The 14,044-nt window shown below is 34.9% G+C and carries 10 protein-coding genes; 5 read left to right on the forward strand and 5 right to left on the reverse strand.

Annotated elements, in window-relative coordinates; all coding sequences use genetic code 11:
- Positions 1-76: 76 nt before the first annotated feature.
- Entirely contained in the window at positions 77-889 is an 813-nt protein-coding gene (locus CYAN10605_RS09900; protein ID WP_015219803.1) for a squalene/phytoene synthase family protein, read from the reverse strand.
- 850 nt (positions 890-1,739) lie between these two features.
- Here CYAN10605_RS09900 and CYAN10605_RS09905 point away from each other — a divergent pair.
- The 5 genes from CYAN10605_RS09905 (at position 1,740) to CYAN10605_RS09925 (ending at position 9,326) form a co-directional block, all read left to right on the forward strand.
- Positions 1,740-2,864, forward strand: coding sequence for a response regulator (locus CYAN10605_RS09905; protein ID WP_241212757.1), 1,125 nt, complete (start codon positions 1,740-1,742; stop codon positions 2,862-2,864).
- A gap of 27 nt (positions 2,865-2,891) precedes the next feature.
- Positions 2,892-3,254, forward strand: coding sequence for a response regulator (locus CYAN10605_RS09910; protein WP_015219805.1), 363 nt, complete (start codon positions 2,892-2,894; stop codon positions 3,252-3,254).
- A 92-nt stretch (positions 3,255-3,346) separates the two neighbouring features.
- The gene (locus CYAN10605_RS09915) at positions 3,347-3,796 is read left to right on the forward strand and encodes a chemotaxis protein CheW (RefSeq protein ID WP_015219806.1); all 450 of its coding nucleotides are present in this window, start codon (positions 3,347-3,349) and stop codon (positions 3,794-3,796) included.
- Between the two features lie 66 nt (positions 3,797-3,862).
- Positions 3,863-6,421 (forward strand): methyl-accepting chemotaxis protein, encoded by a 2,559-nt coding sequence (locus CYAN10605_RS09920; RefSeq protein WP_015219807.1) that lies wholly within the window; start codon positions 3,863-3,865, stop codon positions 6,419-6,421.
- A 121-nt stretch (positions 6,422-6,542) separates the two neighbouring features.
- Complete coding sequence (locus tag CYAN10605_RS09925; protein WP_015219808.1) at positions 6,543-9,326, forward strand: response regulator; 2,784 nt, start codon at positions 6,543-6,545, stop codon at positions 9,324-9,326.
- A 430-nt stretch (positions 9,327-9,756) separates the two neighbouring features.
- Here the strand turns inward: CYAN10605_RS09925 and CYAN10605_RS19145 are convergent, their stop codons facing one another.
- From CYAN10605_RS19145 to CYAN10605_RS09940, 4 genes are all read right to left on the reverse strand, one after another.
- The gene (locus CYAN10605_RS19145) at positions 9,757-9,984 is read right to left on the reverse strand and encodes a four helix bundle protein (protein WP_306302780.1); all 228 of its coding nucleotides are present in this window, start codon (positions 9,982-9,984) and stop codon (positions 9,757-9,759) included.
- A 164-nt stretch (positions 9,985-10,148) separates the two neighbouring features.
- Positions 10,149-11,558, reverse strand: coding sequence for a peptidylprolyl isomerase (locus CYAN10605_RS09930; RefSeq protein WP_015219809.1), 1,410 nt, complete (start codon positions 11,556-11,558; stop codon positions 10,149-10,151).
- Between the two features lie 67 nt (positions 11,559-11,625).
- Positions 11,626-12,990: a peptidylprolyl isomerase gene (locus CYAN10605_RS09935; RefSeq protein ID WP_015219810.1), complete on the reverse strand. Its 1,365-nt coding sequence runs from the start codon at positions 12,988-12,990 to the stop codon at positions 11,626-11,628.
- A gap of 171 nt (positions 12,991-13,161) precedes the next feature.
- Complete coding sequence (locus tag CYAN10605_RS09940) at positions 13,162-13,932, reverse strand: hypothetical protein (RefSeq protein WP_241212758.1); 771 nt, start codon at positions 13,930-13,932, stop codon at positions 13,162-13,164.
- Positions 13,933-14,044: the final 112 nt, after the last annotated feature.

Below are 14,044 nucleotides of genomic sequence, written 5' to 3' on the forward strand. Positions count from 1 at the left end.
TTCTCAGTTATCAATTATTCTTCTAAGGGTTCTAATTTCTACAAAATTCTCGCTCAATTATAGCCAATTCTTAACATTAACCGCACACCTGTGCCACTAAAGCCATAACATCATTACGAGTAAGTTTTGGTTTGCCTAAAATTAAAACATCTAGGGTTGCATGAGCTAAAGTTAAGGGAATTTGACAAAATTGTAAAGCAGGACCTTTAGGTAAAGATTTAGTGTAAGAATCTGCTAAGGTAAGGTTATAACGGGCATATTGGTGCATATCTTCTAACTGCCATCCTTCGGGGAAAAAACTTACGCCCCTTAATTTGTCTTCTTGATGATTACGTAAAATATTGACTGCCTGTAAACCTCTCCCAAATGCTATCGCTTCTTCTCTATTTGTCTTTGTGTTGTCGTACCATGCCCATAAATCAGAAAGTAGTAAACCCACAGAACCCGCCACACTGAAAGTATATTGATCTAAATCCGCCTTAGTTTTTATAACCCAATTTTTGTCAGCCCAATAAGCCATGCGATCGCTCATTGCCGCCGTTGCCTCCCAAATTCGACCTGCAATAGAGACAGGAGCAAGAGTTGCCCATTCAGCAAAACGATAACTAACTTCAGGCAATAAATGTTTGTAAGGTTCAATATAAGCAGTAATATCTTCTACCGCAGTATCATTACTAATAGACTGCAAACTAGCACTAATTTGAGTAAGAATTTCCCTCTTTATATTATTCTCAATATGGGGATGATCTTCAATCTCATCAATCGCCCTCATACATAAATAAGCAGAAGTCACTGCATCTTGCAAACTATCAGGTAAACGACTAATGGGGATATAAAACGTGCGACTGGTTTCCTTTAAGGTTTTCAACGCAGACTTTTTCAAATTCATCGATATTTGCTCCTCACGCCCGTTATCTTGGACAATATTAATACTGTTTAGGTAATCTTAACCGAATCTTTGCTAATTAGGACGAAAATTTTGCTCTAAGAGTATCATATTTTTTCCTAAAATCAAGATCATTAATCATAAATGATGTTTTTATTCTGATCAATAATTATTTTAACAATATAAATCACTATATACTTATTAAGCAATAAAAAAATGTGCCAAGACCCAGAAAATAGGATAAACTGAGTTCTTGCACCAGTACAGTAATACTGAAAAACAAAATTTTTAAAATCAATTTTGATAAGTTTTTCTCAATTATTGTTCCCCTTTTCCCCTTAAAAGGAGGGAAACAGAGAGGTTTTCCCTATTCCCTACCTTCACCAGTCCATTTTGCAGGATCTTTAAGATAAAAATAAACCAGAATTCAATGATTTTGTTGTCAAAAATCTACCTCTATAAGTTTTTCTACACTCTCTATCTTCTAACATTATTAATTGTTTATAAAAATTCAGTATTTTTACTGAGTTATTTGTTTTTTCTTGTTTGTTAACTAACCCACAATTTTTATTATTTTTTGAAGATCACTTTTTGGTTAAAGAATATACTTTTTCTTTTACTTATTGTGTTCTGGAACACATCTTTATCTCAAAAAAAACATCTTTTGTTATGCTTTTAATTAAGGAATCATCTATAACTTTATTCTCTCTTAGGTTAAGACAAAGTTAAGGGTAAATGGTGAAAATAAAAAGGTTTTTTTCTGAGTAAAAATCTTATTCAAGGTGGGAATAAAGACTGTATTTAAAGATAGTAATTTTTAATTGAATTAAACTGTAATATTATGATTGCGACCATGACCAGAAAGACTGTTACTTCTCCTAATGTTAAGGAAATAGTTGCCATTCCCTATAAAGCCTTACAGGGATTATTAGCAAAAAAAGTTTCGGGTAAATTAATGATTCAAGATCCCAATGATGAATCGGTAAGGTGGCTGATTTATCTAGGTGAGGGAAAGATTCACTATGCCCATAGTATTAATGGTAAAAGAGAAAGAATTAGATATCTTTTATCTCGGTGTTATCCTGATCATGGTTTTTACATACCTCAAGAATTGGAAGATGATTATGGTTTTATTTGTCAGCATTGGCGTGATGGTGATTTGGATATGCAGAAGATTCGCACCATCCTTAGTTATATGACTCAAGAAGCGATCGCACTTTGTTTAGCTTTACCTCGTGCTACGATTTCCTTTGAAAAAATTGTTGGTTTAGACCCTTTAATTCTCAACCTTAGTTTAAAATCTCTGATTGAACCTGTAAAATCGAAAGTAAGGGGATGGGTTACTCTCAGAGAATGTATTTCTTCTCCTTTTGTTCGTCCTCGAGTGAATAATTGGGATATTTTAAAAACCCATTTTGGTAATAGAATGTCCGAATATCAAGAAGTTGAACAATTAAAACCCTACTTAGATGATCGTCGTACCTTGTATGATATTGCCGCTTATTCCCGTCATTCTGTTTTAGATTTAGCCTTACTATTACATCCCCTAATCAAATCAGATATTATCACCATCAGTCCTTTTCAAGAACCCACTGAGACTGAAGACAAACCCCTTATTGCTTGTATTGATGACAGTCAAGCTATTCAGAGGATAGTCAAAATGACTTTAATTGCAGGAGGATTTGATGTGGTAAGCATTACCGAACCTGCTAAAGCTATGAGTAGCTTTGTCCGACAAAAACCGGATCTAATTCTTATGGACATCAATATGCCTGATATTGACGGCTATAAATTAGCCTATATGCTACGTCAATCAGCTTTACTCAAAGATATTCCTATCTTGATGTTAACAGGTAGAGATGGAGTTTTAGATAGGGTTAAAGCAAAAATGGTTGGTGCTGTAGGATACATTTCTAAGCCTTTTAATCCCCAAGAATTAGTACAATCAATACAAGATAACATTCAAAAAGCTGTTTAATCAATTTTAAAAATAATTTTTAAAAGTATGAAAAAAATTTTAGTAGTCGATGATTCTAAATCCCAACAACGCCTAGTTAATGGTTTATTACAAACTTTGGACGTGGAAGTAGAGTTAGCCGACAATGGAGAATCCGCTTTGAAATGGTTAACCAATAATGGACAACCAGATTTAATTTTGATGGATATTGTTATGCCGGATATGAGCGGTTTAGATGTTTGTCGTCATATTCGTAAGGAAATGAATTATAAAACCGTTCCCATTATTTTCGTAACTACCAAAGACGAAGATTTTGATAAATTTTGGGCACTAAGACAAGGAGGTACTGCTTATATTACAAAGCCCTATAGTCCCACTGATTTGTTGAATACTGTCAAGAATTATCTTTGATTAAGTAATGAGTAATGAGTAATGAGTAATGAGTGGGGAGAAATTACCTGACTCCTTTTTTTAATTCTTAATTTTTAATTCTTAATTCTTCTATGGATTATTTTATTGTCGAATTGACCAATCAAAAAAAAATCGCTATTCCCTTAGAACAAATACAGGAGGTTATAACGGTTAATTATGCTGATATTTGTCCCATTCCGGGGGTGAAAAATAGTCTTTTGGGGTTAATTAGTCAAAGGGGTATTTTACTGTGGTTATTAGATTTATCTTTACTATTGCAAAATATTCCTTCTTTTTCTAATCGTCTTAGTTCTAGTACTATTTTAGTTACTAAATTAGGTAGAAATAATGTGGGTTTGATCGTCAAGAAATTAGGAGAAATTAAAGACTTTTTGCAGGATAAAATTACTCAAGATAATTTAGGGCAAAGTTTACCTATTCCTCTTTTAAGTGAATATGTGGACAGTTTTATTCAGGATGAGACAGAGTTATTACCAATTTTAAATATGAATAATATTCAAATTTACTTAAATAGTAATTAGTTATTATTTTTTATCTTTAAAGTTTTACTTAATTATCAATATTTTACTTTATACGGAGTTACTCTCATGGCAAATTTACAGGAACAAAAAACCAAAACCAAAGAATTTTCTGATAATATTATTAATCTTCAAAAAAAGGTTCAGGAAAATCCTCAAGATTTAATCGCAAAACTGAATCTTGCCACTGCGTTTCAACAAGAAAAATATTACAATGAAGCAGTAGCAGTATATGAACAAATTATTGAACAAGACAACGAGGAAGTATTTGCCGAAAGTGCTAAGGTTGCGATCGCAGAGATTCAAAAAGAACAATTAACAAAAGAAGATATTGTTTTAGATAAGGACAAAAAAGAGAAAAAAGTTAAGAAAAAGAAAGTTAATTTATGGCAAAGATTAGTTAATTTACCCATTGCTTATAAACAATTTATTGCTCTATTTATTTCTAGTTCTATTTCCGTTTTTGGGGTGGTGTTAGCCGGGCGATTAATTACCGTAGTTTTAGGGCGAAGTCAGCTAGAAAACCAGTCCATAGCGGAGTTAGCCGTGTCAGTGATTAATTATAATTCTCGCATTAGTGAGATGGAGTCAGGATTTAGGGGACAAAGTGATAATATTGCTATTATTGAAGCCGCTAGAAATTATCAACAAAATGGACAAGTTCCTAGTAATTTAAGAGATACTGTTAGGCAAATTTTACGCAACGAAACTAATGCCAGACAAATTGAATATGCTACCTTAATTGGCTTAGATAAACGAATTATTGTCAACGCTAATGATGATCGTGGAGGAGAAATTTTTGACCCCAAAAATCTTGTTTCTGAAGTAGTACAATTTCCAAGAAGAATGCAAACTAATGCGATTATTCCTTGGGCAGAAATTGAAAAAGAAAAACCCCCTTTACCTAATAGTATTTCTGATCAAGATGTCTTAGTTAACTTTAGCTTTACTCCTGTTACTGATCCTCAATCTCAGCAAGTTATTGCTATCTTAATGGCGGGGGAAATTGTCAATGGTAAAACCCTCTTTTTAAAACGAACTTTAGACGCAGTTGGGGGGGGATATGGGGCAATCTATATGTTTAATAACGGAAGATTTGAGTTAGTCACATCTGGTTTACAAGAAGCAGGAAGCGATGAGTTTCAAAATAACATTCCTTTACCCGATTTAAACTTAATTCAAACCGCCGAAACAGGGGTAGGAGGCAATATTTTCGATCGCCTCTTGATTGAAAATCAATGGTTTACCGTGGCGGTGAAAGCCTTACCCAACTTCAGAGGGGAAGAGATTGCTTTTGTGGTGCGAGGTACTCCTGAAGTACAGTTACAAAGGTTACTCAGTCAAAGTTTAACCTATCAAATTTTAGCTGGAGTTGCTTCCTTAATCGTGGCAATTATTTTAGCGATTATCTTTGGACGTGCTTTAACTAAACCCATTCAAAGATTACAAAAATCTGCCCAAAGAATCGGAAAAGGCGATCGCAATGTCAGAGCAGAAATTACCTCCGAGGATGAAGTGGGACAATTAGCAAAAACCTTTAACGAAATGGCAGAAAGAATTGAAGACTATACAGAAGCCATTGAAGACATTGCCCAACAACGGGAAAAAGAAGCCCAATTCCAGAAACAACAACGGGAAAACCTCCAGAAAAACGTAATTAACCTCCTCCTCGACATCGAAGAAGCCAGTAAGGGTAATTTAACGGTACAAGCGGAAGTAGTATCAGGGGAAGTAGGCTCTATTGCTGATGCGTTTAACTCCACCTTAAATAATCTTCAGCGATTGGTACAACAAGTTGTCACCTCTGCTAATCAAGTTCATGAAACAGCTTTAGCCAATGGGCAGTCAGTCAGTCATTTAGCCCAAAACTCCAGTAAACAAGATATGTCCATTCAAGCCATTGGGGCTTCTATTGCGGAAATTGCGCAAGAAAGTGAGAAAATTAGCGAATCAACCCAAAACGCCGCTTCTATCTCCAGAGAATCTCGTCTCACTGCCCAAGAAGGGGAAAAAATCATCGATGAAACTGTAAACAGTATTTATCAAATTCGTCAAACCGTAGCCGACACCGCTAAAAAAGCCAAACGTTTAGCCGACTCATCCCAAGAAATTTCTAAAATTGTGAGTATCATTTCTAGTATTTCTGAAAAAACCAACCTTCTCGCTTTTAACGCATCCATTGAGGCCGCAAGGGCGGGAGAAAACGGACAGGGCTTCCGAGTGGTAGCAGATGAGGTACGCAGACTAGCGGAACAGGTGACATTTTCAACCCAAGAAATTGAGCAATTAGTAGTAACGATTCAAGAGGAAACTAGCGAAATGATGAGGATGATGGAAGAAAGCACCACTCAGGTGGTTACAGGGACGAAATTAGTCAAAGACACCAAAGAAACTCTGCAAAAATTAGCTCAAATCAGTAATGATATTGACAACCTATTAGAATCCATCGCCAATAGTATTACAGAGCAGAAAAACACCTCTCAGAAGGTAAACGAGAAAATGCGAGAAGTAGCAACGGTGACAACAGAAACCGCTCAAGAAGCCAATCAAGTATCAGAATCTTTACAAGAGTTGGTAAAAGTAGCGATGGAAATGCAACAGTCTGCATCTCGTTTCCAAGTCAACTAATTCTTCAATGAACCAATGATTAGGTATCAGGTGTCAGTTGTTAGGAAATTTTTTAATTCTTAATTCTTAATTGTTAATTCTCCCTACTCCCCTATCATTACTCATTATTCACCATTAAGCCATGTTAGATGCCAATAGTTTAGCTGCGATCGCCCTTGAAGCCAGAAATTGTTTTTTAGAAGAAGATGCCCCCGAATTTTTAGAGATTTTAACGAGGGGCATTGAAGATTTAAAGCAGATTTTAAATGAGTCTAAAAATAATCAGAATTTACATGATGTTTATAAAGAATTAGGTCGTGCCGCCCACTCCATTAAAGGGGGTGCAGGAATGGCAGAAATGCCTTTAGTTAGTAAATTGGCTCATCGAATAGAGGATTTATTTGAAGCCCTACAACAAGATAGAGTGGAAGATTTGGATACAACTTTAGGGTTATTAGTTTTGGGTATTGAAGAATTAGAAAATTTAGTGGAATTAGAGAAAAATTCTTGCTTATTAGATACCCATTCTGCTGATGAATTAATTATTGCATTAGATGAGTTTTTAAAAGGTTTAAACCCCAGTAATGAACTGGCGGAAATCGGGTTTGCTGATGATAGTTTTATCAAAACTGCCCTAGAGTCAGATTTATCTGATTGCATTCAAAGAGTGCAAGAAATTATTGAAAGTGAGGATTTAGCTACCCCTAAAAATGTCAAAAACAGTATTGATACTCTATTAGAAGAATGTGAATTATTAGGTCAAGCTCTTAATTGTCATTGGTTGGTAGAAATTAGTCAATTAATTAAACAGTTAAAATCAGCTTCTGAGGATGATATTATTAATTTTACCAAAGAAGCGATCGCACTTATAGAAAAGAATAAACAACTATATCTTGTCGAAACTAATCCTCAACTTCCTCAATATTCTGACTACTTTCAAAAATTATTATTAGGGGATGCTCCAGAAAAAATTGAACAACTAATTATAGAACAACAACCAGCAGTAGTAACGCCGCAAAAAATAGCAGAAAATAAGCCTAAATTTAATTTAGAAAAGCCGCCTTTACCTAGTAATAATCGTAATTTGAGAATCCCCATTAATAAGGTTAATAAAATGGGTGATTTAACAGGACAACTATTAGTTTTTTACGAACAATTAAGCCTCTATGAAAATCAAATAAAAAGAGGGAGTTTAAGTCTGAAAAAAAGGACAAGGCTATTATCTCCTTTAAAAGAACAGCTGGAATATCTGTATGATCAATTCAGCGTTAGAGAAAAAGAAAATTTTAATCATAATGGTCATAGTTCAAAAGCGAAAAATGAAGAGAAAATAGAGTTTGACACCCTAGAATTTGATGAATATACCCAAATTCACACAACCCTACAAAGTTTAACAGAATTGATTATTCAAATCCAAGAATTAAGAGAAGATTTTGACTTAGTTAATCGGGAATTTCAAGAGACTTTGATTGATATGAGAAAATGTCTTGATACCCTTGATCAAGAATTAAGAGAAGTGCGCTTAGTTCCTTTTATTAACTTAGCAGGAAGTTTTGTTAAACCTCTCGAAAAATTAAATAAAGATTACCATAAATCTGTTCAATTAATTATAGAAGGAGAACAAGTTTTAATTGACCAAAATATTATTGAAACTCTCAGAACACCCTTTAATCATATTATCAGAAATGCTTTTGATCATGGTATAGAAATGCCAGATATAAGAGAAAAAAAAGGGAAATCGAACCCCGCACAAATTAAATTAAGTGCAAAACTAGAAGGAAATAATGTGATTTTAACTATTGCTGATGATGGGCAAGGAATAGATATTAAAAAAGTCTATGAAAAAGCAAAAATGCTTGGCTTATTTCCTCAAAATAAAGAATTTGATCAACTCCCCAGAGAGGAAATTTTAGGAACTATTTTTTCCCCCGGATTTTCCACTGCCTCTCAAGTTAGTGACTTGTCAGGGAGAGGGATGGGTATGGATATTGTTAAAGCGGAAATTGAAAAATTAAGAGGTACTATTGAGGTAAAGACAGAAATAGGAAAAGGCACAATCTTTCAGCTAAAAATTCCTATGGCATTGAATATTATTTCTTTGCTCCTAGTTAAAATTGGTTCTCATACAGTGGCGATTCCTTCCGAAAATGTCTTGCGAGTAATTCGTCTTTCTGACCACGAAATTCAAGATAATCAAATATTATGGGAAGACGAAAGAATTTCTTTTTATAATCTCGCACAAATATTACCCTACAATGCACCTAATTTATCCATTGACATGGGACAACCCTATGCAGGTTTACTATTGCAAATTGGGGGAGAAAAAGTCGTTATGGCAGTGGATGCGGTAGTGGATGAAAAACCCTTAGTCAGTAAAAGTTTGGATGATACTGTGGCAATTCCCCCTTATTTAGGAGGTTGTACAATCTTAGGTAGTGGAACTGTTGTTCCTATTTTCGTTCCTGATTACTTTAAATCCCTACTCATTCAAAGAGAAAGCAAACGACAGTTAAAGGAAATAGAGAAAGAGACTCTAACGGTTAAGATGGATGAGTTATCAATTATGATTATTGATGACTCTGTGGCTGTCAGACGAACCCTGAATCGTACTTTAACTCAAGTGGGTTATAACGTTACTCAATGTCGAGATGGTAAGGAAGCATGGAATACCTTACAAAGTACATCAGAGCATTTTGATTTGGCTATTTGCGATTTAGAAATGCCCGGATTTGACGGTTACAAAGTATTACAGTTAATTCGAGCATCGGAGGCATGGAAAAATTTACCTGTAATTATACTTACATCCCGTGACAATGATTTACACCGACAAAAAGCCATGGATTTAGGGGCAAATGCTTATTTAACAAAGCCCTTTAACCCCTTAAAAATTATTGAAAAAGTTAAAGATGTGACTTTAAGATTTTAGTTAGTTTACTGATGTTACGCAAAAAGATAATTAGTTGTTGTTTTGAGGTATCAGGTGTCAGGTATCAGGTGTCAGGTTTAAAGTCAGAAAAATTCACCCTTTTTTATTTTGACTTAGTTTTTCGATTAAACTATGTAACATTCTGCCAATTTCCTCACATTTGTTTAAAGTAACTTTTAATTCTTGCTCTTTAAGATAACCTCAGTTCGGTTTAAGAATATTGGATAAGGGTAGGTGTCAGGTTTCAGGTTGCAGGAACAGCAGGTGTTGAGAGAAAGTAATGAGTAACAAATAATGAGTGTTCGGGGTTTTTAATTCCTAATTCTTAATTTTTCCTTTGCCCTCCCCCCTCTTGAGGGGGGATAAAGGGGGGTTCGCCTCTTGCCTCTTGCCTTTTGCCTTTTTTTCTCCATCATTCATAGATGAAAATTTATCCCGAACTCAGGTTAAGATAGCCTAATCGTCCTACAATCATCAAATGAGTTTCTAATTCTTTGAGTGAGCCATTTGCCATAGAAAGATGACGAATATAATCACCCAAATGATTTCTCCCTTTTCCTTCTACGATGTTGGCAGGAATTGAAACTGCGGCTCTTTGTATTTGACTACTTAAACCATAAATTTCTGTTTTGGGAAATTGAGAAGTTAATTGATAGATAACATATTACTACCAAATCCATTGATTTTTGCCAAATCGTTAAATCTCGATAACTTTTTAGTTCAATCATTTTTATTATTTCCTGAAACCTGAAACCTGAAACCTGAAACCTCCCTTAACTTAACACATCAATAAGTGCGTAACGTCAGTTAGTTTAGATAAGTTTAAACAGCGACTTCAAAAGCAACTCCTTCTAAAACAAATTGAGGATAGTTGGCGAGAATACTATTTTTCTCTTCTTCTCCTACAAATAAATATGTACCGGGTTGACTGGTATTTTGAAAACGGTAAATATCTTGTCCTAAATTAGCGTCTGCTCCATAAGTATAAAAAGCGATACCTTCTTCGATAAAGTTGGTATAGTTTTGACGAATATTACGACTTTCCTCCTCTGCCGCATAAAGATAAGTACCGGGTATATCCCTATTTTGAAAACGATTGAAACGAATTAATTGATCTTGATTTTCATTTTCTGGTACATCTCCTGTCACACTGACTTTAAAACTCTGTCTGGCGGATTCTCCCAATAGATTGGTGGCTTTGATGGTAATATCCGTTTCTCCTGTCTTAATGGTATCTCCATTGGCTTGACTAGCGGTTTTGAAGGCTAATCCCTCTTCCTTAAAATTGCGGAAATTACTGAGAATACTTTGTCTTTCTTGCTCACCGACAAATAAATATGTACCGGGTAAATCTTGATTTTGGAAGCGATAGAGGGGAGTTTTTAAAGAGCTACCGTAATCTAAAATGAGGTTTCCTTGATTATCAAAACTAGCACTAACAACATCAGGATCAGTATTACTTTCTACAGTGAAGGTGAATTCGAGTACATTGTCAATGGTAATATTTTCAAAGCGGACAAATTGATTATCTTCGGTGAATGGATAAGAGGGATAGGGAAAATTAAAATCGTTGGCAATAGTATTATCATTAACGGGTAGGCGAGAAAAAAAAGTTGAAAATTGAGAAGAGGTGACTGGATTAATTACCGGCAAAGAAGTATTGGTAACGGGTAAAGATGCGATCGCGCCTACTGTATTCAAATCTTCTGGGGATAAAACTTGACCAAAAACAGTCAAACCACCACCACGGGTATCAAAATCAGGATTATCACCAACATTAAAAACCCATCGATTTCTGGCACTATTGGCTTCATCTGTTAGCTTATACATAGCAATCGTACCAGCTTTATTGGACCGTTGGGAGCTAAATTCATCCTCAATAGGTGCACTGGGAGTAATACGTTTAACTTCTAAATTCTCGACAGTATAAGCCCCCCCTAAAATATATTTGGATTGAGAAGTAGAAAAAGAACGATCAATGATGGAGTTGTTATAACTACCACCATCAACGTAACTAGTAAAATTATTGACTGCAATGGGCGCGCCCTCTCCTGTTTGGTCAAATAAAACAATATTAATTTCACCACTACCTAAAGAATTATCCTCTAAATTAAAATTAGCTACTTTTCCAGTGGTTAAAGGATCATCAAAATGATTCAATAAATTAATGGTAGTGCTACTGGTTTCAAGATTAAAAGATTGATCGCTAATAGGAGTAATGTTAATTGTCATGGGTGTCTTGTATGATAACTCGTGAGAATATAGATTAACTACTCATCATCATACAAGAGTTTTGCCTCTAAATTGCTACTTCAAAAGCAACCCCTTCTAAAACAAATTGAGGATAGTTAGCAAGAATACTATTTTTCTCCTCTTCCCCTACAAATAAATATGTACCGGGTTGACTCGTATTTTGAAAACGGTAAATATCTTGTCCTAAATTAGCATCTGCTCCATAAGTATAAAAAGCGATACCTTCTTCAATAAAATTGGTATAGTTTTGACGAATATTACGACTTTCTTCCTCTGCCGCATAAAGATAAGTACCGGGTATATCTCTATTTTGAAAACGATTGAAACGAATTAATTGATCTTGATTTTCATTTTCTGGTATATTCCCTGTCACGTTGATATTAAAAGTATCTCTAACAGATTCTCCCAAAAGATTGGTGGCTTTGATGGTAATATCTGTTTCCCCTGTTGCAATAGTATCTCCATCGGCTTGACTAGCGGTTTTGAAAGCTAATCCTTCTTCCTTAAAATTGCGGAAATTACGGAGAATATTCTGTCTTTCTTCTTCTCCCACAAATAAATATGTGCCGGGTAAATCTTGGTTTTGGAAGCGATAGAGGGGAGTTTTGAAAAAGCTACCGTAGTCTAAAATGAGGTTTCCCTCAGTGTCAATAGTGGCGGTGACAACTTCAGGGTTAGTATTTCTTTCTACGGTAAAAGTTAATTCAGCTACATCTTGAACCGTAATACTTTCAAAACGAATAAAGTCTTCATCTTGATTGAGGCTAGGATTATTAACATCAACATTTTTCGGATTAACAGGTAATGTATTAAAAGCAGAATTTAGACTAGAAGCATTTACCACTGGCAAAGATGCGATCGCATCTACAGTATTCAAATCTCTTTGAGATAAAACCTGTCCAAAAACCGTAAACCCACCATTTTGATTATCTAAATTACCAGAATTATCCCCCAAATTAAAAAACCATTGACTTGTAGCGCTATTGGGGTCATCTCCCAGCTTTGCCATGGCAATTGTACCCCTAACATTAGAACGCTCTTCACTAAATTCATTCTGAATTGGAGAATTTGTCGGCACACGATTAAGAGTCAAGTTATTGACAGTAAAACCTCCTCCTTGAATGACGAAAGGAGTAGGGGTAACTACGGAACGATGAATAATAGAGTAATCATAGCGACCACCATTGACATAATTGATAAAATTATTGACAGTAATTGGGGCTCCTTCTCCCGTTTGGTCAAATAAAACAATATTGATTTCTCCATTACCAATGGAATTATCTGTCAAATTAAAATTGGCGACTTTTCCTGTAGTAAAAGGATCGTCAAAATTATCAAATAAATTAACAACCGTTCTAATATTGCTAATATCAACGGATATATTATCAATAGGATCAATATTAATAGTCATAAATCAAAATAATGGTAATCTTGTTAAATTTAAGTTTAATTTACCATTGATTTTTGTTTCCCCCAATTTTATATCGAATTGTAAAAGACCGATATTTTTAATGGCTAGTAGGGGTTGAATATTATTCAACCCGTGAGAGGATTAGTATTTATTTTGTAAATAAATGAAATTTTAAGAAAACAATTCTGAACCAACAACCATCTCTGTTGCTTTACCATTAGCTTCCATCTTCAAGTCATGAATATTGCGACTCATTTCTCTGGCTTGATGATAGCTGTCTATATCACCCTGTTCAAAATATAATAATGCCGCTTTGCGCAAGTCATCCACTGCTTTTTGTTTCATATTACTATCGAGATATAAAACCCCTCTTTTATGGTAGGCTTTTGCCATATTCCCATCTCGTTTAATGGCTTCGGTGTAATCTTCGATCGCACCTGTTATATTACCTAATTTTTCATAACCCACACCCCGTTGATAAAAGAAATCAGCAGAATCAGCATTATTACGCAATTCTTGGGAAAGATTTTCCACTTCTTTGAGATTGCTAACAACATTATTTAATTCTTGATGTTGTAAATCTAGGCGTTTAATCTCTTGAGCAATGTCTGCTTTTTGACTATTAAGAAGTTCTTGAATAGAATGCTGTAGCCTTTCCATGCTTGTGCCTAAATCCGCTTTATAATCCATCAAAGTTTGATTTAATTCAACGTGATTGCTCTCAATTTTTTGAGTTAGTTCATTAATAGTTTCCTGTTGTTGATTGTAGGCATTTACCAATCCCTCATACTGTTGTTTACGACTAAATACATTACAACCTACCCCCACCGTTAAACCAGCAGAAGCATAAGCCACGTTAGCTGTTGCAATAGATGCGATCGCACCTACCGCCGAAATACCTAAGCCTACATAGCCGAGAATGTCTTGTTGTTTTTCCATCATGATTAAATAAATACTCCATTGAGATAGTTAATAGTTAATAGAGGAAAATAATCTAATTATTGCCCTTTTCCCAAATTCATCTTTTCTTTTCCCTCGCACCACCAAAAAACGG

This window comes from Cyanobacterium aponinum PCC 10605, assembly GCF_000317675.1.
In the GTDB taxonomy this organism is placed as follows: Bacteria; Cyanobacteriota; Cyanobacteriia; order Cyanobacteriales; family Cyanobacteriaceae; genus PCC-10605.